Source organism: Geotalea uraniireducens Rf4, from assembly GCF_000016745.1.
Classification (GTDB): Bacteria; Desulfobacterota; Desulfuromonadia; order Geobacterales; family Geobacteraceae; genus Geotalea; species Geotalea uraniireducens.
The window spans coordinates 65,868-92,335 of sequence record NC_009483.1; the positions used below are offsets into that span (position 1 = coordinate 65,868).

At 51.3% G+C, this 26,468-nt stretch carries 11 protein-coding genes and 3 pseudogenes; 11 read left to right on the forward strand and 3 right to left on the reverse strand.

Annotated features, from left to right (window positions below):
* Window positions 1–634 precede the first annotated feature (634 nt).
* From GURA_RS00285 to GURA_RS00315, 6 genes and pseudogenes are all read left to right on the forward strand, one after another.
* Window positions 635–5,887: a transglutaminase domain-containing protein gene (locus GURA_RS00285; protein ID WP_011937003.1), complete on the forward strand. Its 5,253-nt coding sequence runs from the start codon at window positions 635–637 to the stop codon at window positions 5,885–5,887.
* Between the two features lie 125 nt (window positions 5,888–6,012).
* A protein-coding gene (locus GURA_RS00295; protein WP_085949366.1) for an IS3-like element ISGur10 family transposase occupies window positions 6,013–7,445 on the forward strand; the annotation gives its coding sequence in 2 pieces (ribosomal slippage) (window positions 6,013–6,391 and window positions 6,391–7,445; 1,434 coding nt in all).
* Between the two features lie 112 nt (window positions 7,446–7,557).
* Window positions 7,558–8,151, forward strand: coding sequence for a hypothetical protein (locus tag GURA_RS00300; RefSeq protein WP_011937006.1), 594 nt, complete (start codon window positions 7,558–7,560; stop codon window positions 8,149–8,151).
* Complete coding sequence (locus GURA_RS00305; RefSeq protein WP_011937007.1) at window positions 8,148–9,110, forward strand: Ig-like domain-containing protein; 963 nt, start codon at window positions 8,148–8,150, stop codon at window positions 9,108–9,110. Before GURA_RS00300 ends, GURA_RS00305 begins: the two co-directional genes overlap by 4 nt.
* A 294-nt stretch (window positions 9,111–9,404) precedes the next feature.
* On the forward strand, window positions 9,405–10,085 hold the full coding sequence (locus tag GURA_RS00310) for a hypothetical protein (RefSeq protein WP_157046095.1): 681 nt from the start codon (window positions 9,405–9,407) through the stop codon (window positions 10,083–10,085).
* Between the two features lie 68 nt (window positions 10,086–10,153).
* Window positions 10,154–10,792, forward strand: a pseudogene (locus GURA_RS00315) (ISL3 family transposase); the annotation flags it as partial.
* Window positions 10,793–10,909: 117 nt separating this feature from the next.
* Here GURA_RS00315 and GURA_RS00320 read toward each other — a convergent pair.
* From GURA_RS00320 to istA, 3 genes are read right to left on the reverse strand one after another with little or no spacing between them, the layout of a single operon-like run.
* Window positions 10,910–11,161 carry a hypothetical protein gene (locus tag GURA_RS00320; RefSeq protein ID WP_011937010.1) on the reverse strand — a complete coding sequence of 84 codons (252 nt, stop codon included), beginning with the start codon at window positions 11,159–11,161 and terminating at the stop codon, window positions 10,910–10,912.
* Window positions 11,162–11,175: 14 nt separating this feature from the next.
* Window positions 11,176–11,988, reverse strand: a complete 813-nt coding sequence (gene istB / locus GURA_RS00325) for an IS21-like element ISGur8 family helper ATPase IstB (protein WP_011937011.1) — start codon at window positions 11,986–11,988, stop codon at window positions 11,176–11,178.
* Window positions 11,978–13,426 carry an IS21-like element ISGur8 family transposase gene (gene istA, locus GURA_RS00330; protein ID WP_011937012.1) on the reverse strand — a complete coding sequence of 483 codons (1,449 nt, stop codon included), beginning with the start codon at window positions 13,424–13,426 and terminating at the stop codon, window positions 11,978–11,980. The genes istB and istA overlap by 11 nt, the downstream gene beginning before the upstream one ends.
* A 136-nt stretch (window positions 13,427–13,562) precedes the next feature.
* On the opposite strand from istA, the pseudogene GURA_RS00335 reads away from it, so the two are divergent.
* The 5 genes and pseudogenes from GURA_RS00335 to GURA_RS00350 all read left to right on the forward strand — a co-directional run.
* A pseudogene (locus GURA_RS00335) lies at window positions 13,563–14,177 on the forward strand (ISL3-like element ISGur7 family transposase); the annotation flags it as partial.
* Between the two features lie 11 nt (window positions 14,178–14,188).
* A pseudogene (locus GURA_RS23135) lies at window positions 14,189–14,335 on the forward strand (transposase); the annotation flags it as partial.
* 19 nt (window positions 14,336–14,354) lie between these two features.
* Window positions 14,355–19,517 (forward strand): Ig-like domain-containing protein, encoded by a 5,163-nt coding sequence (locus GURA_RS00340; RefSeq protein WP_041245189.1) that lies wholly within the window; start codon window positions 14,355–14,357, stop codon window positions 19,515–19,517.
* Window positions 19,518–19,548: 31 nt separating this feature from the next.
* Complete coding sequence (locus GURA_RS00345) at window positions 19,549–20,505, forward strand: IS1595-like element ISGur2 family transposase (RefSeq protein WP_011937014.1); 957 nt, start codon at window positions 19,549–19,551, stop codon at window positions 20,503–20,505.
* Between the two features lie 5 nt (window positions 20,506–20,510).
* Window positions 20,511–26,366: a chitobiase/beta-hexosaminidase C-terminal domain-containing protein gene (locus GURA_RS00350; RefSeq protein WP_011937015.1), complete on the forward strand. Its 5,856-nt coding sequence runs from the start codon at window positions 20,511–20,513 to the stop codon at window positions 26,364–26,366.
* Window positions 26,367–26,468 lie beyond the last annotated feature (102 nt).

The window sequence follows — 26,468 nt, forward strand, 5'->3', positions numbered from 1 at the left end:
TGCCGAACAGCCAAGTGTAAAATTTTTTTACAATAAGTCTAAAGCCTTGCCAGACAAGGGTTTACGGGCATGTGTAAAAATTTTTTACAAGAATGTAAAGCCTTGTCCCATGGGCTTCTACGGCGATGTGTAAAATTTTTTTACAATATCTCCACAAAAAATCGCCTCCCATTTATTCTCCTACCTCTGAAATTCCAGAAAACTAAATTTGAAAACTATTGTTTATATTCAGCTGGTTATTAACTGTTTATTGAATATTTTCAATCTACCTTTCATTTTGGCATGCTTTGTGGTTATATGACAGCTCCTGCTGCCGCGGATAAGGGGCCGGTGCAGGAGACCGTCTTATTCCAAATCAAGTCGCTATCTTCGTTGGCTCGTCTTCGGCTCCTCAACGTACTATCTGTACGCCTTCGTCGCCTCATTCCTCGCCGCCTTGATTTCATCCTTGATTTGAAATTGGAATTACAAGTATCCCAGGGGAGAGAAATATTATGGCCGGTAGTCCCTTTCAAGTTTTGAAGAATTCATGCGCAATGCGCCCGTTGTAAAGCTTTAACGGGTGTAACGGAATATGGTCTTTGACGACCATGGTTGACATGTCATGTGTTTATTTATTGTTCAGGAGGGTTTCATGTCCCGCTTGTTTGTATTCCTTGCGGCAGTAGCAGCGTTCTTTCTCATGGCTGCGGGCGCCCAGGCCGGCTCTATCCCCGCAGATATGTCGCGATTGCTTGGCGAGAGCCGTAGCATCGTGTCAGCGATGATCTCCAGGAATGACTCCAGCCAGCCCGCCACAGCCGAACTCTCCCGTCTCTCTGCCCTGAAGGAAGAGTTGGCCGCCCTGCGTCTCCTCCAGGCCGAGCGCAATGCCACCCTCGACAGCCGTGCCGCCGCACTGGGGGGCAACGCCGCTGACCGTCAGCAATCCGTATCCTCGGCACTTCCGCAGGCCCTGGACGATCTGATCAGCCGTCTGGATGTGGTCATTACGAGCGGGGGGAACGACGGCCTTCAGCAGCTCCTCGATGCCATCAATCGACTTGTTCCCAAACGTTCCCGCCCGCTTTTGGGAGCACTCCCCTACAAGCACACCAACTATCCCCCCCACGAACCCGCTTCATCACCCGTGGTCAAGCCCGCGTATAAAGGTGGAGATCACACCGTCTACGCCGCCGATACAGCCGCATCTCCCGAGGCCACCCTGTCGAAGGAGATCGTGGAGCTGGCCCAGTCTCTGCAGTGGAATCCGGTCCTGATTTACGAATGGGTCAAGAACAACGTGGAGACCGAATGGTATTGGGGGAGCATGAAGGGGGCCGAGGAGACCCTGCGGCAGAAGAGCGGCAACGACGCCGATCAGGCCAGCCTGCTGGTGGCGCTCTTGCGGGCCGCCAACTTCCCGGCCCGCTACGTCAAGGGGACCATCGATTTCTTTCCCGACATCGAACGCGCCAGGAACCTGACCGGTCTGGACGATCCGCTTAAGATTGCCGCTTTTTTTCAAAAAGCCGGCATACCTTTCAAGCCGGTCATTGCCGGTGGAGGAATTACCAACTTTAATATCGAGCACATCTGGGTAGAGGCCTTCATCCCCTACGCCAATTACCGCGGCGCGGTGCTGGACGACCAGGGCAAGCTCTGGCTCGGGCTGGACACCAGCATCAAACCGCTGGGTTATACCCGTACCCAGGGGGCAGGTGTCCCGGCCGATCTGCTCTCCACTCTGAGAGACGACTATTTGAAGGCGACGCAGACGCTCACGCCTCTTGATTATTTCACCGCCAGACTCGACGAGCAGCTCGCATTAAGCCAGCCGGGTATAACATGGAGCAGCCTCAAGGATACGGCCGTCCTCATCCCGGACGTGCTCAAGATCATTCCCGACAGCATGCAGTTCAATCAGAAAGAGATCACAGGCGAATACCAGTCCCTGCCGGATGACCTGAAACACAAACTGACCTTCACCGCTACGAACAATGGCAGCGAACTCTTCAGCATTGCTCTCGAAACACACAAACTCTCCAACAGGAGGCTTGCCCTGCGCGCCGAACCGGAGACCGTCGAGGATCAGAACCTCATCGACTCCTTCGGCGGGCTGGACAATACCCCGGCCTACCTCGTCAGGCTGCGTCCGGTCCTGACCCTTGACGGCGAGCGCCTGATCGTGGCCCAGGACGGCCTCCCCATGGGGGCCGACTTCACTCTCAATATTGACATCGTCACTCCCAACGCTACGGAACGGATCAGTTCCAGCCAGATCATCGGCAACCTGTCCGTGATCGGCGTGGTGGGCCAGAAGGCACGGACTCCTGCCGCCATAAGCGAAAACGACGATGCCGAGGCCATCCTGCACAAGGAAGCCATCGGCTACATCGAGCGCTGGAACAGGGCCGAAGACGACCTGTCCGCCCTCATGGGACAGCGCATCTCCCGCCCCACGGTCACCATCGCCACACTTGGCGGCCAGATGGAGGTGACCACGCTGCTCGACACCCCCCACGACATGCAATGGAAGGGGGTGTACCTGGACGCCGGTTACCGGCGGATCGAGAGCGTCGGCAGAAATGGGCAGGAAAAGGAGTTCATGCGGCTGGCCGCATTGCAGGGCTCGATCCTGGAGAACCGCATCTTCGAAGACGACCTGAAGGTGGATTCGGTTTCCACTGCCAAGCTGCTGCAACAGGCCAAGGCTGGCAATACACCCGTCATTACCGTAGACAAGACGAACGTGGATGTCATCCTGCCGCAGCTTTTCTTTGACGATGCAGTCAAGGCCGACATCACCAACGCCGTCAACCAGAACCTCACGGTCACCATACCGCAGAACGAAGTAACCTACCTGGATTGGATCGGCATCGGCTACATCAAGGAAGACGTCAGTAGCGGCGAATCCGGCTGGATGCTTTCCGGGCAGGTGGCCGGGGGGATGACAGCGTGGAGCCCTGACCAGTGGGATGCATCGGCAGCAAAAGCCAAGTCCGATGCACTGCGAGCCCCCTTTAGCGGCAAACCGAACACCAATCCCGATGAAGCGACCTCCATAGTGAAAATACCGATTACCGATCAACAGATAGGGACTGTAGGCCAGCGACCCAGTTCTCGCCTCCAGGTCAAAGTGCTCGACAAGCTCTTGAAACCGGTCCAAGGCGCATCGGTAACATTCAGCATCAAGGCCGGAGGAGGCACTCTCGGCGACAAGAACGAGACCATCGTCACCATCCAGACCAACCGCAACGGCATTGCCTCCGTTGCATTGAATCTAGGCCAGAAGACCTCGGACAACCCGGTTTACTGGTTTACGGAAGGGAACACCTACTCCGACCAATACGGAGCCAACATCATGGATGCCGGACTGGGCAACGGCATAGCCATCGACGCCCCCTTCACCATTTACGGGAAGCCCGGACCGCTGAACAAACTGCGACCGACGTACGGCGAGACCATGCAGGGCTCCATCCTCTCCTATGTCGGCTTCGTCGGATTGATAGCAGAAGACAGCTACGGCAACCCCATAGCCAACCAGAAAGTGACCTTCAAGCTCGGTCAACCGACCGGACCCGGATACTGTGAGAACTATACCTATGACACGACCCCGGCGCTGCTGGTCAAGGAAGGCGACGGCTGCCTGAACACCTTGCCAACTATCAGCGAGGCCAAGGCAACATGCAATAACGCCGCAGCAACCATCACCGACGCAACCAGCGCCAGCGGTCTCTGGGCCGGCGTTATCCTTGGGGGCGGACCCGACGTCACGTATCCCGTAACCGCCACGACGACCTCGGCAGGCAAAACCTTCACCGCCGAATACACCCCTTCGACCTTTGGCGACTGCCGCGACCGCACCGCTGAACCAAGCGCTTATCTCGTCGTCACAAGCATAATACCCACCGACATGTACGGCAAGAGAATCAATGCCGCCCGTAGTGGCTCGACCATCTCCATAATGGCCAAAGAATACCTGATCAAAGAAGGTGAAACTATCGGCGCAGAAGACGCCTGCATCAATAAAATCTGCCCACAAGTAGTTGGCGACAACACCTACAGCACCACCACCGACCTTGTCGCCCCCGAGGTTGTGTATACCCGCATCTTCCCGACAAACCCGGACGAGCTCTACCCGATCTACCCGCCCTACGAACAGGTCCCGGCCAACAACCTCGGAAACGGTCTGTTCCAAGGGAACTACACCCTGCAACAGGGCCGTAACAGCATATATATCCAAGGGATCGCCTCCTACGGCTTCAATCGCTTTAAAAACAGTTGCGCCGGTTGCGCGGAAAAGACCACCACCGAGGTCGTCAAACTGTGGAACTCCGCCAAGGCCATCGAGGTATATGGAGTTGACATAGCCATCAAACAGCCATTACAGGTCATGCTCGATGGTCAAGGGAGGTCCCGCAATAACCTCAAGATCAGCTATACCATCTATCCTCTTGAATATCGTGCCATGAACGCCTTTATCCTGCTCTACAAGGTAACAGACCTGCACGGACAGAAGAGCTATGAAGAGATTGACTATATTCCCGTCGAAAATAAAGGCTCGGGCTTCGGAACTATTGCCCGGGGATACCGATTTGACGACACCCAGAGCTACGCCGTAAAAGTCGTCCTCAACTACGGCAGTTCCGTCCAGATCATGAGCGATCCGGCGCCGATCACCTTTGTCAAGGGCGCGCTCATCCCCGATTACAACCACGACCGGAAGATCGACCAGGAAGACATCGACAGGGCAATGAATGGCGATACCTACTACTTCTGGGTGAATGACGATGACGGTAATGGGGATACGGAAGGAACGGGAATCCCGGGGACACGCCCTTATCCGCTGCAAACGAGCATACCCGGCACCCGTGATCTGGTAGACTGGTTCCCCGTGCAACTCGACATGAAGGGGCTCTTCAATGCCTATCCGCCCGGCGTCTACGACTATTTTTTGAGTAACGCCAGCCAGTCGCTTCGCTACGTAAATACCGACCTTGCGCCAAGCGAAAGCGGCACATATCTGACCGATGTCCAGGCAGCCAATGGCCTGATAGCCAGCCAGGAAATCAAGGCAGTAGCAGCGAATCCGGCCACACCGATCGACCCGTTGTTGATCCAGGCCGTCAGGGACGGCAAGGGAATAATATTGCTGGAAGCTGTTCTATCGACCAGCAGTTCCTTGAAGCTGCAAATACGCGACCAGGCAGGAGCCCATCGATACGAGATGAGCTTGCCGTTGTCAATCGCGGGTGTGGAGCAGATGTTCAGGCATAAGAATCTCTCGCAGGATGGAGGAGGGCCAGCCCCCGCAGCCACGGAGGGAGATCGTATCGTACTGCAGAATTTCCCTTATACCGAGACGAACGACAAACACTTCGTCTTTGTGCACGGATACAACGTTAATCCACAACAGGCCCGAGGCTGGAATGCAGAGATGTTCAAGCGCATGTACTGGTCTGGTTCAAAAGCCAACTTTTGGGGTGTGACGTGGTATGGGTGGGATTCACAAAACTTTATGGGACCATGGGATTTTCGCACTGGAAATTATCACATCAACGTACAACATGCCTTCAAAACAGCACCTGCATTCAGTGACTTCATTAATCTGCCGCTAGGAGGCAAAGATGTAACAGTGGCAGCTCACAGCCTGGGTAATATGCTCGTTTCAAGCGCAATAAATGATTGGGGTGCTAACGTTAGCAAGTACTTCTTGGTTAATGCAGCTGTAGCACTCGAAGCATATGGAGATGCAGATAAAGACCCCAATATGGTGCATCCCGATTGGAATGACTACGATCAGAGGCTCTTGGCGTCTGAGTGGTACAACTTGTTCTCCGTTTCCGATGGAAGATCAAAACTTACGTGGCGTAATCGATTTGCAAATCCCTCTGTGCCAATATAAGTGAGACACTTACCTCCCCTTAAATTACTGTAGAGGGTGGGGAGGAAAGAAAGGATATGACCATCAGTAATGTGAAGCGCATCCCGGTAATTGCAGGAGCCCGTAAGGCGAGTGCAATTACCGGGATGGCCCCCGAAGATTTAACTCGGCAACAGCAGGAATTGACTACCTCACCGCCTGACCCGGAGGTAGCGGAAAAGCCTGTACGCAGGCGTTTCACGGCTAAGTACAAACTTGACATCCTAAACCAAGTCGACTCTTGCACCAAGCCCGGTAGCCTGGCAGCGCTATTACGTCGAGAGGGGCTTTATGCTTCCAACCTCAACACCTGGCGCCGCCAGCGGGATGAAGGAAGCCTTGCGGCGCTTACGCCCAAGCAGAGGGGCCGTAAAGCGCTAAAGCCCGATCCCATGGCCGTCGAGAACGAGCGACTGCGCAAGGAGATTACCCGCCTTGCCAAACGCCTCAAACAGGCCGAGTTGATCATCGATGTCCAAAAAAAAGTCTCGCAGATCCTGGGGATCACCTTGGATACGCCGCCAGAGAGCGAGAGCGACTGATGGAAGCTGTCGAAATACTTGCCCCTGATGTGGGCACCGATCCTGCCTGTAAAGCTCTTGGTGTTTCCCGTGCCGGGCTGTATCGCAGGCGCGCAATCAGCAAGACAGCGCCGCGTGTACCCCAAAAGCGCCCTGTGCCGCCACGGACCTTGCCATCAGAGGAAAGGCAGGCAGTACTCGATATTCTGCATTCCGAGCGCTTTCAGGACAAGGCACCCCATGAGGTGTATGCAACGCTTTTGGACGAAGGGGCCTATCACTGCTCGATCCGCACGATGTATCGAATTCTCGAAGAAAACGCCGAAGTCAAAGAGCGGAGAAATCAGTTGCGGCATCCCGACTACAAAAAGCCTGAGCTTCTGGCAACGGCCCCAAATCAAGTCTGGTCGTGGGATATTACCAAATTGATGGGGCCTGCTAAATGGTCCTATTTTTACCTCTATGTGATTCTCGATATCTTCAGCCGCTATGTGGTCGGCTGGATGGTTGCAACCTGCGAGTCGTCGGAACTGGCCAAACGGCTGTTCAAAGAAACGTGTGAGAAACAAGTCATCCAGAAAGGGCAGTTAACGATCCACGCCGATCGCGGCTCTTCCATGAAATCCAAGCCGGTAGCTTTTCTGTTTGCTGATCTGGGGATCACTAAAACGCACTCAAGGCCCTATACGAGCGACGACAACCCATATTCGGAAGCCCAATTTAAAACGCTGAAATATCAGCCTGATTTCCCGGAAAGATTCGGCAGTATAGAAGACGCAAGATCGTTCTGCCAAACCTTTTTCCCCTGGTATAACCAGGAACACAAGCATTCCGGCATCAGCCTACTTACACCTGAAGTAGTACATTACGGCAGAGCTGAGGAAGTCATCCGATCAAGGCAAACCGTGTTGACTGCTGCTTATGCAGCCCATCCTGAACGCTTCGTCAGGAAAATACCATTACATAAACCGTTACCGGAAGCGGCGTGGATCAACCCGCCAAAACCGGCCACTAGCTAAAATTCGCTACACTAAATTCGACAGGTAAGTGTCTCAAAGTCATTGACAGATTCCGAATCTTCCGAAAGATAAGCTCTATAACTATTTTTCATCAGGCGATGAGGTCTTCCAGGTGCATCCAAATACAGATCTTAATGGTGCCCCTGACTTACCTGGCCTGGAAGACTTTAATAGTGGGAAACTGCTCGATATTATTCATATTGGCAGATATTCCTGGTCTCTTCAGGAAAAGCTAAAAGGGCGCATGATTGTAGAAGGGTGGACAGGTAGCACGTATGGCGGTTGGGGATTCAATTTGAATGATTATGCCAGTGGCCAATGGAAAGACCTGCCCATTTCTGCTTCACTTGCAAATTTGCTTACTCCTGAGCAGCTTAAGCAAAAACCATTCTTTAAGATAAGAACAGCTGATATCAACTTGCTGGACCCTGTGAGTGGAAGTCAGTTTGCGCTTGATAACCGTGACAGGCTCTTGGCAGAAGCTATACCGGCAAGAACTGGTGCGGCAGGAAGGAATGTAGTAAGTAGTTTTCCTAATAATACTGATATGCAGGTAAAATTTATTAAAACAGTTGGCAGTATTGTTTGGCCAAGAAAGAGTATTCAATTTAACAATATTTGGCTCCATAGTGATATCAGGGAGATGGCATATCCATATATTTACTCATTGTTCGATCACTTTGTCCTCAAGGGAGGCTTTAAATGATAAAATACGGCTCGGTTTGTATCTTGATTATTCTTTTCATGAGTGGCTGTATTTTGAGTAACTATTACATAAATATTGCAAAAATAACGGTTAAAGTTGTTGATGAACATGGGAAAACTGTTAAAGGGGCAGCTGTAAGTATTGCTTCATTTACTGGAGTCGGTGGGAAAAAAGAAAATTCTGTAGATGGCTATACCGATGACAATGGCCTATTTACCGCAACTCTGAGTGGAACAAACGAATACTCGTTGACTGCCAGTAAGGATAATTACTATGTAAATGGATTAGCATATAAGTTCAAAGAAGATAAATTTAAGCGTTGGCAGCCCTGGAATCCTAAAATACAGATAGTACTGTATAAAATCGGCAACCGTGTTCCTATGTATGCGCATGACACCGAAGAATCAAAGATTGAAATACCAGTAATAGGAAAGAAGGCTGGTTTTGATTTGATTGAATTCGACTGGGTGCGCCCGTATGGCAGGGGTGTTCATCCAGATATGATCTTCAAACTTGATAAACAATACACCGATTGGGACAATTTCAAAAGTAAATTAACGGTTTCATTTCCAAATAGGTATGACGGGATTCAGTTGATAAAGCAAGAACGCAGCATTGGCAGTGGGCTTAAATTGGCAAGATTTGCTCCTGAAGATGGTTATCAGAATGAAATTACACATTATAAAGAAAAGATTCCAAATACGCCTTTGAAAACAAGTTTTAAAGAAGATAACAATTATTTCTTTCGAGTCAGATCTGAAGTGAAGAATGGAAAGCTGGTCAGGGCCATGTACGGAAAAATTTATGGTGATATTGTCTTCGAGCCAAGAGGTTCAAAGACTGCATCTATTTTGTTCAAATACTTCCTAAATCCTGATTACACCAGAAATATGGAGTTTGACCCACAACGAAACCTGTTTACAGGTTTGAGTGATCTTGAACGAAATGGGCTGCAATGACTAGTTTAGGCTTTACATGGAGGCTGGGTCTGGACGCTCTTCACATGGTCGTCACATGAATTACAAAAACAAAAATGGCTGGCCACCTTCAAGAAGTGTGGATAATGAAAGCAAAAAGTGGAAACATAGTGATCTTCGCGAGATAGCTTATCCATATGTATTCGGTTTATTTGATAAATTTACCTCTCAAGGGAAGTTGGACAAATGAAAATATTAATTCCATTGTTTTGTTGTTTTGTTACGTTGTGCAGTTGCTCAATTGAATTTCTTCTTCCAGAAGGTTGTATCACCATTATGGTTATAGATGAAGAAGGAAAACCAATGGAAGGTATTAATGTTGGAATCGGATTTGAAAAAAATACTGGTTCAGGAACAAAAGGTATACCTGTGAGGGGCGTAACCGATTCAATGGGAAAATTTACTGGTAAGCATAATACACTAGAGGGTGTCCAGTACCGTGCTTATAAAGGGGGGTATTATGAAAGTTCTGGCGAGTATAGATTCAAAAATGAAGTTGGAAAAAAATGGCAACCCTGGAACCCGGAAATAAAATTGGTTTTGCGCAAAATAGAGAAACCTGTACCTATGTATGCAAGGCAGTTTGTTGGTGTTTTGCCATTGAAAGACAAAGACATCGGATGCGACTTGATAGCCAATGATTGGGTGAAACCATATGGAAAGGGTACTCACAGCGATATTATCTTTCATCTGAGGAAGCGGTACGTAGATGACAGCGATTACAGTGCCGATTTACTGATCAAGTTTTCTGGCAAAAATGACGGTTATATAAAATATGACTTGAACATGTACAACGGCAGTGAATTCAAGCTGCCAAGATATGCCCGTGTTGATGGGTATGCAAAGCAATTCGTGCGGCATGTTATCAGACCGCCGGGCAGATCACTCCAGGACGACCGAAACGATAACATCGGTTATGTCTTCCGGGTGAGATCATCCGGCTCCTCGACGAATTGAGTGGGTAGCCTGGGCCGGGTTGATGTAAGATAGGCCACCATCACTCAGCCTGGAGGTTAGTAATCGCTATGAATCCTGAAGATCTTTTTGGTGCTGCTCTTGGAATTGCCATCCCGTGGAAGGTTACCTCTGTTGACTTCAACAAGAAGTCAAGTCGTTTGGACATAACCATCGACTTCCAGCGGGGAGCCACCTTTCCCTGTCCGGTCTGCGGAACGTTGTCACCAGTCCATGACACCACGGAGAAAGAGTGGCGGCATCTGAATTTCTTCCAGTACGAAGCCTACCTTCATGCGCGTGTTCCACGGGTAAAGTGCCCTAACAGCGACTGCGGCGTGAAGTTGGTCCAGGTACCCTGGGCTCGCGCAGGCTCAGGATTTACGCTGCTGTTTGAGGCCCTGGCCATGACCATGGCTCGTGATTTGCCGGTGAAGGTCATGAGCAGGCTGTTTGCCGTTACCGATACCCGTCTATGGCGGTTGATTCAATCCTATGTCGAGAAGGCAAGGGCCGCAGAAGACTTCTCCGAGGTGAAGAGGGTCGGTGCGGATGAAACCTTTGCCGGGCGCAGTCATGACGAGAAATTCGTCACCTTCTTCTTCGACCTCGACATGCATAAGCTCTTGTTCGGCACGACGGGAAAGGACAACGAAACAGTCAAGAGCTTCGTCGCGGACCTTAAGTCACATGGCGGCGATCCTGATAGCTGATCAACGTCAACTATTTTTCCCGGTCAACGACAATTATAATTCCCGTTTTAAGTGCGGTAGCAGAAACGGAGGGAGCCCGTAGGGCGACCTGCGTTTCCGCTACCAAGCGAACCGCTACTCGTGCTGCTGCATAAGCTCTTTTGCCTTTTTCTGGCTATAGTCAATATCCGCCCTCGATATGTCATACAGCCAGATTGGATACGTATTATCGAGGGCTTTGATGAGAAGCCCGCCGTCGAAATCCGTGATAGTGGCGACAACACGGGTATTCTCACTGTTTTCGAACCAGGTCGTATTCTCTGCCGTGAGATCCACATCGAGCGTTTCCAGTCGGCCTTTTTGAGGATTATATACCGTGAATTCCATACGTTCTCAGCTCCTTAACCCGCCGTGTTTTGTTCCTGCGGCTCTGCTTGAGCCGATTGGACAGCAACGGTTTCCTTTGATTTTTGGGATTGCTCCAATCTGTAACTGGATAAGTTCAGCTCCAGGATAACGCTGTGATGGACCAATCGGTCAATTGCTGCTGCCGTGGTCATGGGATCTTTAAAAATCTGCTCCCATTTGGAGAACGGCAAATTGCTGGTGATCATTATGCTGCTGCGCTCATAGCGGTCGGCAAGAAGAGTGAAGAGAACTTCCATCTCTTCCCGGCTTTGCTGCACGTAGCCGATGTCGTCAATGATCAGGGCTTCATACTTCGCGTACTGCTTGAGAACACGCGCCAGTTTCAGGTCCCGTTTCGCGATCAGAAGTTCCTGCACCAGCAGGTTGCAGGGGATAAAACGGATCTGCCGTCCCTGGTAAATCAACTCCTGAGCGATCGCGCATACGAGATGAGTCTTGCCGCTGCCGGGATTGCCAAATGCCAGTACGTTCTCTCTATGCTCAAGAAAGTCTCCTTTCAACAGGAGATTGAGCTGTGCATCCACCTTCCGGGGCAGACGCTTGCGGTCAAAGGCTTTCAGACTTTTTTCCAAGGGAAGTTTTGATTCCCTGAGCAGGCGGGCAATTCGATTGTTTTGCCGGTCCTCACATTCGCGTTCGGCTAATTCATAAAGATAGGTTTCGTAATCCCAGTTGTCTCGCCGGGCATTGATGGCCTCGTCCTGATAGCAGCGCCGCACGGTGGGCAAGTGTAACTCTTTGAGGCGCCGGTCCAGGCGGCCGGCTTTTTCACCTTCACACTGCATATGACACCTCCTCATTCAACAGGAGACGATCATAAGCGGCCAGGTCCACCTGAGCGATACTGACTTCGGCAACAGGGGACGGCGGCTGTTGTTTGTGAAGGATTTCTTCCACGGCACAGGCAGTGATCGGTTGCCGGCCGCAGAGATCAGAAAGGGCTGCTCCTACGGCTGTTTCGCTCTCCATGGCTGCCATGCGCAATATTTTTAGGTATTCCCTGACGGCCTGCTGCGGCGTATGCCGCTCTTTGAGTTCATCATAGGCAAGCCGGAAATAGCTGCCGGGAAACATCTCTTCCCGGTAGCGGTAGTTCTCGAACGCCCCCGGCTTACGCTCCAGTTGGTCGATCATGTGCCGGTAATTGATCAGATGCCGATTTTCCCCGCGCAAGCGGGGAAGCGTGTCCACACACTTTTGGGCATAGAAAAGATCGAGATGTTCGGCAAAAAGGTGAACCTGAATGGTTTCACCGATCAATCTGCTTTCAACCGAGTAGACGTTGTGGTTGACGCGGATGGTGCTGCTCGGGCCGACGCTGACGGATAGGCGCTTGCAGCTTTCCAGGCGCTGATCCGGGAGGCTGTGCAAGACCCGTTGTTCTTCCAGAAACCGTTCACGGCGGCCGCTGTTTAATCTGGCGAAGAGTTTTTTCAGAAATTGCTTGTAGTCGTCGAGAGTGGCGAAATCAGCGCCTCCTCGCAGCAACAGAGCCTGCTGGACCGCTTTTTTGAGCCGATAGTTGCTCTGCTCCACATCTCCATTTTCATTGGGGCTTGCTGCCTGTGTTTTGCGCCCGGTGAGTCCGTAGTGTTTGAGCAGCGCCTGGTAGCGTTGGGTAAATTCATCCGGGTGCAGGGCTTTTTGCACCGCTGCCGTCAGCCGGTCTGTCTGGTGAGTCTGCGGCACACCGCCCAGTTCCCATAATGCGGCCTGTAGCCCTTCGCTGAGGCTTTCGAAGCTTTCTGAGAAGCAGACGCTGCCCGTTTCCCAGTTGGAGTAGGTCAGCACAAAATGATACAGCAGATGGTCAAATGGCTGATTGGCGATGGTGATTCCCAGTTTCTCCATGTGTGTGTAATCCGACTGCGCCAGTTCGCCGGGGCGGTGCAGTTGGGGGAAAAAGATTTCCTGGGAAGGCCCCTCCAGGGCACGCCAGCGCTTAATCCGTCGCTGGAGAGTCCGTAATTGCCCGTCCGAAAACTTGCCGGGAAAGCGGTTCTGCAAGTCATCGAAAAGAGTTTTTGCTTCAAATCCCGGATTTGAAGCAAGGTTTTCGCGGACTTCATCCCAAATGTCTTCGAAAGGATCTGGCCGGGTCCGCCATGTTCGCTCTTTTATGAGCTCACTTGGCAACCTGCCTGTCTTTAGATACTTTCGAGCAGTTTTTTCGTCCATGCCAGATTTGGCTGCGGCTACAGCTTGTGTTTTTTCCGTTTGCATCAGCTTGAATAACCTCCTTACCTGTTGATCAGTTACCATCCGTGCCATCCTTTTTTCCAAAGATGGTGGATAGTTTACAATTCCACAAATTACCGGGAATTATAATTGTCGTCAGGCGGGAGTTTTAATTGTCGCTGATCATGATAGCATCACAGACGCTGCTATTGACATGTCCAAGGCATTCATAAAGGGTGTCAAAGAGCAGTTGCCCCATGCCGTGGTCACCTTCGATAAATTCCACGTCATCAAGCTTATGAACGATAAGCTTAGTAAGATAAGGGCTCAAGAAGCCAGGTTATTTCCTGAAATCCTGAAAAAGAGCAGAAACCTGTTCCTCAAAAATCCAGAGAACCTGACACCGGAAGAGGAACAGCGCCTGGATGCCATTATCACCAGTCAAAGCTTAAGGAGTACGGAAGCTTACATGCACAAGCTGAACCTTCAGAACGTCTATTTTGCTTCAAGCCGAACGGAGGCAGAAACCCTGTTGACCAAATGGCATCGGAAAGCCGCCGCAAGCTCAATCCAACTCATCAAGAACATGGCCGAATCTGTAAAAGAGCATTGGGATGGCATTCTGGCACATTTTGAAAGCGGCCTGACTAGCGGCTTCATTGAGGGCATCAACAGCCTAATTCAATCAGCCAAAACTCGGGCACGAGGCTATCGGAATCCTGACAACTTGATCTGCATGGCTTATCTGGTTGCAGGCAAGCTCAACCTAAAGTCGCTATTCCCTCTACCCACTTGATTCGTTGCAGAGCCGGTTTCATCGAGGGTATCAACAGCCTCATCCAATCAGCCAAAACTCGGGCACGAGGGTATCGGAATCCTGACAACTTGATCTGCATTGCTTACCTGGTTGCAGGCAAGCTCAACCTTAAATCGCTATACCCTCTACCCACTTGATTCGTTGCAGAGCCATAAAGTGTTTGTAGATCGAACTCTCCCCGTTGCCATTATCAATCATCCAGCCGTCAACGAGAAAGCCTGCCCTGTCAAGATGACCGACTCTCAAGGAAGCTGGGTCGGAATAGAAGTCGGGGGTGTCGTTGCTGACAATATAAAGGTAAAGCGATACGAATTGTATTATGGAATCGGTGATAATCCGAGTGAATGGTATCCAGCCATGACTGGAAACGGCAGTCAGGCCAAGCCGATTGCCGGAATAATACCGGTAAATGGCAGGATAGGAATGTGGAATGTTAGCAATCTCAATGCTACGAGATTAACCCTCAGACTGAAGGTCGTCGATGAGGCAGGAAACGTCAGCTGCGACATCAAAACCTTTTCGGTCGACACCATGGGGGCATTGACGCTATCAACAGAACGGAATTTATTTTCCCCAAATACTGATGGAATAGCGGATGAGGTTACTGCTGCTTTTCATCTGGACAAAAATGCCACGATCCAGGCACAGGTCTTCGGATTTATTAATGGAACCGTACTTGAGACTTCTCCGGTAAGATCTGTAGTCTCCGGTCGGCAACATCTTGCCGGAACCGGATCGGTGGTCTGGAACGGAATGAACGATGCCGGTTCAGCGGTCCGGGATGGTCGTTATGGAATAGCGATCACTGCTGTCGATGCCTGTGGCAATACAACCATGAAATGGAGCGCTGTGGAAGTGGATAATACGCCTCCTCTGGTTGCAATCAGCTATCCATCCCTGAGTTTACCTCTTCCGCCGGGTAATATCATTGAGGTTAAAGGTACAGTTACAGATCTTCACTTAAAATCGTTTTTGGTTGAGGCAGGGGCAGGAGATATGCCTGCTGCATGGACGCCGATTACGACGAGTACTACCCAAGTGAACGGTGGGGTCCTGGCTGTATGGAGCACGGTGGGACTGGAGGGCCGATGGACTCTCAGGGTTTCCGCAGAGGATGCGATTGGAAACCAAACTGTCATTACTGCTCCGATTGATCTGGGAATCCGCAGTTCCTTGGTCAAGAGCCTGAATGCTGTACCTCCACTTTTCTCTCCAAACAATGACCAGAAGCTCGATGTTACCCGTATAGATTATGAAGTTGCGGATACCTGCCAGATCAAGTTGGAAGTCGTAGATGGCACAGGGCAGGTAGTTAGGAGCCAGCTGTTTGCCGGGATTGCCGCCGGGGTACACAGCTACTCCTGGGATGGAAAAAACAATAATGGCGTAATCCTTAACGATGGCCAGTATACTTTGCGTCTGACGGCGACTCTTGCTACTGATCCGCTGGTGTCCCAATCCGAAAGCATTACCGTGACTCTCGATAATGCCGCTCCTGTCATAACCATTGCTGAACCCGCAGACAAGGCATTTCTCAATAGGACTGATGTGGCCATCATTGGATCGATCAACGATCCTAACCTGCTGGATTACTCACTCTCACTGTCCGGATCAGCTAGCGCCAGTGTAGATAAAGGGAATACTAACCGTGCCAATTACTCCTTCGACGTCATAAAGGATCTAGCCGAGGGAACCTACACTATTTTGGGCGAGGTAAAAGACCGGGCTGAAAATCAGACTTCCGTGCAGCGATCCTTTAGTATTGATAGGACCCCCCCCAAGGTGACCCTGGAAGCTCCTAAAGGAGGCGAATACTTCGGGAATTCCCGGAATGTAGTCAATATAACCGGGACCATAACAGAGGCAAACCTGCAGCGCTACAGCATGCGTTATGGAGTGGGCGAGGTTCCGACTGTCTGGCAGGAAATCATGGGTGGAGATTCACTGCCGACATCCCCGCTCACTGCCGCCTGGAAAGTTGGCCCCGCCGACGGCATTGCCGACGGCACCTATACAGTATCCTTATATGCAATAGACAAAGCCGGATTGGAGGCTGAGGTAAAGGCAAGAATATTCATTGACAACACTCCACCGACAGTAACGATTTCCTCCCTAAAGGACGGTGATTATGTAAAGGGTGCTTTGGACATCAAGGGTAGCGTGACTGATGCCAATCTAGACACGGGAACTCTGGAGATTTCAGAGGGGCTGTGCAGTGTGGCTTACAAGTGGGTTTCGCTCAAAACTTTCTCAGATCCTGTTAATAATGGGCTGTTACAGTCATGGAAAGCGGTGCCTTCCGATGGAATTTATTGTTTGAAATTGTCCGCATCTGACAAATCAGGCAACAAGAATGAAACAAAAATATCATTCAAAATCGACACCCATCCTCCAACCTCGCCTCATCTTTCAGGAAGAGTCGAGAACAAAACCGACAATGTTTTGACCTGGACCAGAAATACCGAACCTGACCTAGCCGGTTACAATATCTACCTCAATGGAAGCAAACCTAATACTACTGTACTTTCGGATAACCAGTACACCGCCAGTGGCCTTGCAGAAGGAGAGTATGCCTATACCGTCAAGGCGGTAGACTTCGCCGGCAATGAGAGCGAGCCATCCAATATCGTCAAGCTCAGGATTGACTTGACTGGTCCCAGTGTTCGTATTTCTTCACCACAAGAAGGCGCTAAGGTGGGTGGCCTTGTCGATGTCAAAGGAACTGCCTACAGCAGTGATGATTTCAAAGAGTATCGGGTGTATGTGGGGCAGGGGGCTGCTCCTCTCCAGTGGACCTTGCTGAGAAAGTCTCCCGTTCCAGTGTCATACGGAAACCTTGCAGAGTGGGATGCTTCAGGGATTCTCGGAAGCATTTATGCGGTGAAGCTGGAGGCGGAAGATGTTTCCGGCAATATAGCTACCCTTACATCTACCTTCACAATAGATCAAACTGCCCCTGCTCCTCCTCGGCTAATTTCCGCGGATCCTGCAGGTTCAGATGTTATCCTGTCCTGGGAAGCCAGTCCTGATTTAGATGTGGCTGGATATCTTTTGTTCCGAAACGGTCAGATTGCAAATCTTCCAGGCGGCACGACTGATTTGAAGCCGTACCTTCTGAGTACTTCACCCTATACTGATAAAGCCCTTCCTGACGGGAAATACTCCTACTATCTCGTGGCTTTGGATTACGCGGGAAATATGAGCCTTCCGTCCGAAATACGCACGGCCACTATTGATGTTCGCAGACCAAAAGCGACAATTGTGGCTCCAGAAAATGGCGCCAAGATTGATAGTGCCGTAGCCGTCAAAGCGGAATGCCCCGATAGGGACGTCGTATCGGTACAATTCAGATACAAGAAATCAACAGATACAGCTTGGCTCGATTTGGGAGGACCTGTTGTCAGGACACCCTATGTCACAAATTTTGACCCACTGACATTGGGGCTTCTCTATGGTGACTATCAAATTGCGGCGGCGGCTTCCGATGCAACCGGCGTCGATCCTGCGCCTGCTTTTATCATGATCTCCTATACGGATCTAACACCTCCTGCCCAACCTCAAAATCTGCGTGCGTTAACTGATGGTGCCAACGTAAATCTTACCTGGGATCCTGCCGCAGAACCGAATGTTACCAGCAATATTTACAGGCTTTCCTCCTTTGGATGGGAAAAGATTAATGCTTCGCAAGTCACCGGCGTCGTTTACCAAGATGCCGGTCTTGCAGACGGCACATACTCCTATCGCATCACTGCGGTTGATGCGTACGGCAACGAAAGCATTCCCTCTGAAGAGGTTGCTGCATCGATTTATGCCCCGGTCATCCTGCAGCCGTTCACTCCAACGACTCTTAGGGCATTGACACTTGAAGGCAATAATGCCGGGGCGGATGCCCGTGTCGAGATTCTTACAGAGGGTGCCTCCGCTCCGGTAGCGGTAGCTACGGCTGATGTCAACGGTAAATTTGTTGTCAGTGATTTTCCTCTTGTCGCCGGAGAAAACCGCATTACAGCAAGAGCGGTAACAGCTGGAGGCACCAGTCGACCTTCCGAAGCAGTCATAGTGATACAGGATGATGCTCCGTCAGCACCAACAGGACTTACTGGAGTTGTAGACGGATACAATGTCCACCTTGGATGGAATCAGAATCTTGAACCCGATCTGGCTGGTTACCGGATTTACCACGATGGAATCAACTTGGTTCCTTCCACTATTCTGACTCCTGGAGAAGTGACGGCTTCATCATCCTATGTTGTAAATCCGCCGGAATATGTTTTTGACAGTGACCCTCGTACCGTCTGGGTTTCCGATTATGCTTTTAATGTCTTCCCTGAGGTCTGGTTCCAGGTAGGGATGGCATCGGCAACTCTGATCAACAAAGTGGAGGTGACTTGGTTTGATGCAAACACCACGGGGAAAGATTTTGTCATTCAAGCATGGACAGGATATGCCTGGGTAGATTTGGCTCGGGTATCCGGTAATGCTGATAAGACTAATAGCGTTGAGTTTCGCCCGTATCGGACGGACAAGATCCGGCTGCTCATAACTGCTACGAATGGTACTGGTAGAATCAAGCAGGTCGCAATTTCAGACCTGAAGATCTTCAGCGAAAACCTTGTAACAAGTACCATCTATGATGATCTCAATCTGCCCGACAAGATGTATGAGTACAAGGTATCTGCTATAGACACCAACGGTTTTGAAAGCCCACTCAGCGATCCGTTCAGTGCGGCGGTCGGAGATGTGACCCCTCCAGAGGCCCCTGTTCTCATTGCGACGACTACCGGATCATTAGTTTCTCTGGGTTGGGTTGGGCCAGAAACAGACGTAGCCGGATATGTAATTTATCGCAAATCAACAGAGGGCTGGACTCGACTGAACGCTGAACTTATAAATGGCACTACCTTCAGCGAGATGTTGGGCAATGGGGTATACACCTATAAAGTTACCGCAGTCGATGCCGCGTCAAACGAGAGTGCTGCCTCAAACGAAGCAACGGCAACCGTGTCCATTGCCGCTCCCCCGGCACCAATTAATGTCGCTATTGTTGCTGACTCGAGCGGCGGGAGGTTGACTGTGTCTTGGGACAATCCAGGAGGAAGTGCTGTTTCTTTTAACATATATCGGGGGATGACAACAGGAGGTGCATATACTAAGGCAAATAATGCTCCTATCACATCATTTTCTTTTACTGATATCGGTCTTAACAACGGGCAGACTTATTTTTATGTAGTTACGGCAATTGATGCAATGTGGAACCTGATTGGCCCTCATCTTCAGCCAATGGAGAAAAGGACGTATTCTGTCACATGTCTAGAGTAGTGTCATAGTGAAATAAGCCAAGGAGGCCACTATGACGAAGAATCACTTTCAGTTTCAACAAGGGCTCAGCTTGAACGACTTTTTGTACAGCTATGGCACTGAAGAGCAATGTTCAGCGATCTTGGAAAAGAGCCGCTGGCCCCAGGGTTTCAAATGTCCTTCCTGTCAGAGTACCAGCCACTGTGTAGTCTGGCATGCACAAGTCAAAACATTTCAGTGCAATCGGTGTCATACCCAGACAACGCTGACCGCAGGCTCGATTTTTCACTCAACCAAGTTGCCGCTGGTCCAATGGTTTCAGGCCATGTACTTTCTCACGCAAACCAAGAACAATGTCTCGGCTCTGGAGTTGAAGCGCCTGATCGGTGTTTGCTACAAAACCGCATGGCGTGTGAAGCACAAGCTCATGCAAGTTATGGTTGAACAGGAGCAGGACACGATTTTGCTCGGCCGGGTCGAAGTAGATGATGCCTACCTGGGTGGAGAAAACCCAGGAGGCAAGGCCGGGCGAGGTTCGGAAAACAAGACGCCGTTTATTGCTGCTGTTGAAACCAATGAAAAGGGCCATCCACTTCGTGCTGTGTTTACAAAGGTGCCAGCCTTTAACCGCGAAGTAGTCACCGAATGGGCAAAACGGTCACTGTCAGCTTCAGCGACAGTGGTAAGCGACGGACTGGCCTGCTTTCGTGCAGTTACCGAGGCTGGATGTTTCCATACCCCAACCATTGTCGGGAAGAAACGCAAGAGTACCGACATTGTGTGTTTCAATTGGGTCAATACCATTCTCGGCAACCTCAAGACGTCGATCTCTGGAACGTACCATGCATTTGATTTCGAAAAGTATGGAACTCGTTACCTGGCTGAGGTTCAATACCGATTCAACCGCCGGAAGGATCTGCGCGGCATGCTCTCGCGACTGATCTCGGCGGCGGCTACTACTGGCAAGCATCCCGAGCACAATCTCAGACTGGCTGAAGATTGGCGCTAATCAGGATGTGGAATGAAAGCCCCTATTCAAAAGAGGTTTTCGCTGTTCCAAGTGACACCCTGCCGCCTGATAAACCGATCCTCCATTATCCATCCGTTACAGGGATCCCGGCTGTTGTCTATGACGGACTGGCCGATGTCGCAGGCTTTACCGAACCGGGTGCCAATGTCTTTATTTTCAAGGAAGGTGAAAAGGTTGGTGAGGCAGTCGCTCTTGCTTCGCACTTGGTAGAGAGCAAATCCTTTTCTTTCTCCGGGAGTGACATAGCTTTTTCACTTGATGGAACATCGGCAGCGTACACTTTATTCAACAACGTGTACGAGAAAAACTTGTCAACAGGTGTTGAGACTCTATTGGCAGAAAGTGCACGTAATCCCGTTTGGAATGCGGCTGGCGACAAAATAGCCATGCAGTTTTACGATTCAAGGGGGAATGACCGGATCGCTGTCTTTGACGTGCATACGGTAAAAATGACACCGTTGACAGCAGGTCTGTATGTCTATGAACAGACCCCCGCATGGTCGGCAGATGGGACAAAGGTGATTTTCACCAGCAACAAAAATGGCTATCAGGAAATCTGGTCAAAGGACCTCATTTCTGGTGCGGAAACACAGGTAACACATGGTGTTTTTGCCTACAATCCGAAACCGTCCCAGGATGGAAGCAGAATCGCATTCTTCGATGGTTCTACACTGAAGGTAATTGATTTACAAACTGCTGTGACAACTCTGGTAGGAACTGCCAATCAAAATACCCATAACTGGTCTGCTGATGGGAAAAGGATCTCGTTCAGGGCAAATAAAGGAACAGGTTACAGCATCTTCAGCTACGATTTGATGACAGGCCAAACGAGCGAAGTTGCTGCTTCGGTGCACTACTCTATTATTCCAAGTTGGTCTCCTGACGGTAGTGAAATACTATTCGCGAAGGCTGAACCTGGTGGGGGGTACGCCCTGCTTGCCTCTACTCTGACCGGAGAATCTCGGCTGGTTAAGAAAGTAACGGGGAACATCACCTATGCCAACTGGGAGAAGGATGGAAGGATATGGTGTCTAGAATATGGTACTTTGCATTCGGCCTATCTTGCCGGGCATTTCGCCCTAAAGGGCATCCGGCTTGATCAGGGAGAAAACACTTTCAGTTCAGTTGCAGTGGATGCAGCCGGAAATGCAAGTCAAGTTTCAGAGGAGATCACAGTCAGATATGATACTGCTTTCCTTCCTGACGTAGTCCCTGTGAACTTAACCGCCTACCCAACTACCCCGAAACCATCCGAGAATGTACTGTTGCAGGCGGCGGTCAAAAACCTCAGCAATGTGGCAATCGACAATGTGGAGGCTTCCCTCTATCTGTGGGATCCGGCAGGAGATCTGAAACTGCTGAAATCTGACGTTATACCCCATATGGAAGGGGGCGCAGAGGAAACCATAGGGGGAAGTTTTATCCTTGGCAGTCTCACCGGGACCTACTCAGTGATTGCCATTCTGGATCCTGCAGATAAGGTCACCGAGCTCGACGAGACAAACAACTACATCTCTAAGGAAATTTATGTAACTGACAAGGATGGACTAATTGTTACGGCGTCGGTCAATGTGCCTCAATATACCGCCGGACAGGATGTCGGCATTACCATGGAGGTTCGCAACAACGGTGCCGCCGCCGAGGCTGATTATGACGGTTTCATAGAAGACGAAGCCGGCAATACGGTTTATACATTCGACAGATCGCACGTCAGTCTTTCTTACGGCGGGCGTCAAACCATCTCTTTAAAATGGAACACCGGCTCTACCTTCGCAGGGTGTTATCACGTCCATTGGAAACAGACTACAGCCGCCATGGAAGGGGTAGTGCCGTTTGCCATTCTGCCTGAAATAATAGTAACGACAACGGCCGTTTCCGACAGAACTGCCTATGCTCCGTTTGACAATGTCTCACTCGACGTTACCGTGCGAAACGACGGAAGGAACTACATCGTGCCGCAATTCCAGGTAAAGACAAGCATTTTTGATTCTGGAAATAAGCTTCTCTTCACCAACGATAAGAACGATGTAAATTTCTTTCCTGGAACGCTTGCTTCTCATTCCGAAATATGGAGCACCGGACTTGCACTGGCGGGAGATTACCGAGCTGTAGTCGAGACTTGGCTTGATGGAGCCATAGTATCGACCAAAACCGTACCTTTCAGGATAAACAGCATCGTCCAGCTCAGAGGAACAATCTCAACAACGCCTGCCGTCGTTTCGGCTGGCAACCATGCAACTGCCGAATTTACCCTGACCAACATCGGTAATGTCCCGGTTGATGGCCTTTTCAAAATCAACGTGATCGAACCGGATGTCCAAACCATCGTGGAGTCTTTCGATTACCCCATGGCCCTTGCGCTTAATGTGTCCGGTAAAGGGAGTATCGATATCCCAACGGAAGGGCTGAAGCTGAAGCCCTACATCGTCACCCTTGCCTCAACTGGCGCAGCGGGACAAAAGACCCTCGCCTCCGCTTCCTTCTCAGTAAAGGATGGAATCCCGCCGGTTCTTACCGTTATCTCGCCGAATCATGGAGGAATTTATGACTCTACCGTACAAGTTGCCGTAATTGCCGCAGATGCTCACAGCGGCGTGGACAAGGTTGAGTTCAGCATCGACAACAGCACATGGTTGCCGATGGCCGTTGCCGATCCGGCACTCGGCCGCTACATCGGTTCATGGCGCCAGCCGCAGGTTACCGCGACCCATGTCGTTATATTCCGCGGGATTGACAGAGCGGGGAATACCGCAGTTTCTGGTCCAGTTCAATTCGTCATCGATACCGCACCACCAGAACTCCACGTCTCAACATTAAGCGACGGCTCCTATACGCGAAACGAGATCCTCAACGTTTCTGGAACCGTCACCGATGACACCGGCGTGAAGGAGCTTAAAATAAACAATGAAGTTGTTGCCGTGAACGCGGATGGCACCTTTAGCTACGCCATCGTTCTCCAGAGCGGACAAAACGTCCTCACCACCGTCACAACCGATGTTGCAAACCACACCACCACTGACACCCGCACCATCTATCTCGACCAAAAGGCGCCGGTGATTAAGATCATAACCCCCGCTGACAACAGTAAGACCGCACAGCAGCAGATTGTGATCTCCGGGACCGTCGACGAGAATGCAACCGTGGAGATTATGTTCAAGGGGGTCTCCCCGCCTGTCAGCATGGAGGGGACCTCTTTCAGCGGCAGCATTACCGCCGACTACGGACAGAACACCATCGAAGTCACCGCTACCGACTTGGCAGGAAATCGGAGCACCGAGAAGAGAAGTGTCATCTTCGACGACCTGGCGCCGTCGCTTTCGATTAAGCAGCCGGCCCAAGACATAAGGACAAATGTGCGCAGTATCGTGATTCAGGGCACCGTCTCAGACGCCCTCACGGCAGTCACCCTGGCTCTTACCTACAACGGCGAGACGTTCTATCCGGCTCTTGTCAACGGAGTATTCGAGCAGCCAGTGACATTTACTGAAGAGAAGCTCCATGCCGTCACCATTACCGCAACCGACGAGGTTGGCAACACTTCAATCGTGACCAGGAACATCATTTACGACATAACGCCCCCGGCGTTAATCATAGATCCTGTCATAAGCCCAACGAACCAGGACAGCCAGCCCGTAAGCGGCACCAGGGAAGAGGGGGCATCGATTGTCGTATCCTGCGCAACGGCCACCGTTGGAGCTGTGGAATACCCGACCTCCACCAGCTGGCGTGCCGCATTGGGCGGGCTGAGCGCAGGCATCAACACCATCAGCGTCTTTGCCTTGGATGCCGCCACAAACCAGAGCACGGCCACCACCCAGATTTTCTACGACACAACCCCTCCAGTCGGCAGCATTGCCATCAACAACGGAGCAGGAGCCACCGCCTCCAGTCAGGTCACCTTGACGCTTGCGGCAGGCGACGAGAGCGGTGTATCCAAGATGCGCATCAGTAACGATGGCAACGTATGGAGCGATCCAGAAAATTATGTCACAACTCGGGGCTGGTACCTTACCCAAGGTGACGAACTCAAACGGGTTTACGTCTCCTATCAGGACCTGGCCGGCAATTGGTCTGTGCCCGTAGTCGCCGAAATTGTGCTCGACACCACACCTCCTGCGCTCTCCGTCTCCCCTGCGGGAGGCATCTATAATACTGCCCGCAGTGTCATCCTCTCAGCCAATGAGCCTTCCGTCATCCGCTACACTGTCGATGGCTCCACACCCGATGCTACTTCGGTCGTCTACCAGACGCCGATTCAGATAGCAGCCAGCACAACCCTCCGCTTCTTGGCTATCGATAACGTCGGCAACGACAGTGAAGTGAAAACCGAAGACTACATAATCGACACCGTTCCGCCATCCCTCACTGTCTCCACCCTGGCCGATGGCGCCTACACCAACATCCAGGTACTCAACGTTGCCGGTTCAGCAACAGACTCCTCCGGAATCAAGTCACTCGTCATCAATGGTGTCGACATGGCGCTGAACCAGGACGGCAGCTTCAGTCAGGCTCTGGTGCTTCAACCAGGTCCCAACGCCCTAACCGTCGTCGTCACGGACCTGGCGGGCAACAACAGCACCGATGTCCGTATCATCAACCTGGACATGACCGCGCCGTTGCTCACAATCATCGCTCCGGCCGACAACGCCAAGACCGCGTCGGCCATCATGAGCGTCACCGGGACAGTCAACGAGACCTCGACCGTCACGGTCAAACTGGGGGCATCCGTCCAGCAGGCCGCCATGGACGGCACCGGATTCAGCGCCTCGGTCAGCCTGATCCCCGGCATCAACACCATCGAAGTCACCGCAACCGATCTGGCCGGCAACACCAGCAGCCAGAAGCGGACGGTGATCTACGACGACCAGAAGCCGTCCCTGGCCGTCATCGATCCGCCCCAGGATATCCGCACCAACCAGTCCGGTTTGATCCTCATGGGTACTGCCTCCGATCCCTACACCCAGGTCGGCGTCACCATAACCATGGACGGGCAGAGCTACACGCCCCAGCTGGTCAACGACAGCTTCCAGCAGGCGCTCACCTTCACCCAGGAAAAGAGCTATGCCATCGTGGTTACCGCCGCCAACGAGGTGGGGAGCAGCACCACGACCCAACGCAACGTCATCTACGACACCACCCCGCCGGCCCTGGCCATCAACCCGGTGCAAAGCCCGATCACAGCCAGTTCCGTACTGCTCAGCGGCACCAGGGAAACCGACCTCACGGTCACCGTCGCCTGCCCAACCGCGACGGTAGGCACGATCATCTACCCCACACCCACTACCTGGCAGATACAGGTGAGCGGCATGTCGCTGGGCGAGCATATCGTCACTGCAGAGTCCACCGATACCGCCAACAACACCTCTATCGTATCGGTCAGGATCGTGGTGCAGCAATCTGGAGCGGACATTGTCCTGACGCCGTCTCCAACGATCATTTGGCCACCCAATCACAAAATGGTGCCGGTTACCATCAACGGCGTGCTGAACGTGCCCCCTGCCGATCTCAAATCGCTGAATATCACCCTGACCGATGAATACGGCGAGTACAACTTCACGAAACTCACTTTGGGGAGCATCGTGCTTCTGGAGGCTTGGCGAAACGGCAACGACATGGATGGAAGGAAATACACCTTCACCGCTGTTTTAACGCGAAAAGATGGCAGCAAAACATTTGCAAGCGCAGTTGTGTTGGTTCCCCATGACATGTCGAGTGACGGGAACTGCGGCGACAAGGGTGATGACAAAGATGACAAAGATGACAAGGATGACAAGGATGATGATCACCACCAAGATGACGATCATAAGGGAGAAATAGATAAGAACGACAGGGGCAGGTAAGAATGTTATGGCGATCAGCCTGGTTGCAGAGCTGTCCCTGAATCGATTTTGATTATTTCCCTCGTAGCGTAATTCTGGGGAGATATCGAACTGCCTTGCGTG

Coding starts and splice junctions, on each gene's coding strand:
- GURA_RS00345 (WP_011937014.1), top strand. CDS start 19,549: ATGACGAAGAATCACTTTCAGTTTCAACAAGGGCTCAGCTTGAACGAC.
- istB (WP_011937011.1), bottom strand. CDS start 11,988: ATGCAGTGTGAAGGTGAAAAAGCCGGCCGCCTGGACCGGCGCCTCAAA.
- GURA_RS00285 (WP_011937003.1), top strand. CDS start 635: ATGTCCCGCTTGTTTGTATTCCTTGCGGCAGTAGCAGCGTTCTTTCTC.
- GURA_RS00350 (WP_011937015.1), top strand. CDS start 20,511: ATGTGGAATGAAAGCCCCTATTCAAAAGAGGTTTTCGCTGTTCCAAGT.
- GURA_RS00310 (WP_157046095.1), top strand. CDS start 9,405: ATGGTTATAGATGAAGAAGGAAAACCAATGGAAGGTATTAATGTTGGA.
- istA (WP_011937012.1), bottom strand. CDS start 13,426: ATGCAAACGGAAAAAACACAAGCTGTAGCCGCAGCCAAATCTGGCATG.
- GURA_RS00320 (WP_011937010.1), bottom strand. CDS start 11,161: ATGGAATTCACGGTATATAATCCTCAAAAAGGCCGACTGGAAACGCTC.
- GURA_RS00305 (WP_011937007.1), top strand. CDS start 8,148: ATGATAAAATACGGCTCGGTTTGTATCTTGATTATTCTTTTCATGAGT.